General features: G+C 68.8%; 1 protein-coding gene. It reads right to left on the reverse strand.

The genetic code is table 11. From position 1 onward, the window contains the following. Positions 1-352, reverse strand: a 352-nt coding sequence (locus EJ913_RS31365; RefSeq protein WP_148125335.1) for an NAD-glutamate dehydrogenase domain-containing protein, incomplete at both ends; no start/stop codon positions are given.

The raw sequence follows: 352 nt of genomic DNA on the forward strand, positions 1-352 counted from the left end.
GTCTCCTTGACGAAGGTCGGGCCGACCCGGTTGACGAGGCTGTTGGTCACCTGCGTCGCCACGATCTCCCGCCGCAGACGGTGCCGGCCGATGGCGTCCCGCTGGCCCTCCCGCAAAGCCTGCGGGAAGTAGCGCAGCAGGTCCTCCGCCATCGCCGGGTCGTCCGGCAAATCCGACGCCAGCAGATCGTCGTACAGCGTGATCTTGGCGTAGGCCAGCAGCACCGCCAGCTCCGGACGCGTCAATCCGCGCCGTTCCGCCATCCGTTGCGCCAACTCCTCCTCGGTCGGCAGATACTCGATGGCGCGGTTCAGCCGCCCGGCCTTCTCCAAGGCCCGGATGAAGCGCGCCT

It is taken from the genome of Azospirillum doebereinerae, assembly GCF_003989665.1.
Taxonomy (GTDB): domain Bacteria; phylum Pseudomonadota; class Alphaproteobacteria; order Azospirillales; family Azospirillaceae; genus Azospirillum; species Azospirillum doebereinerae.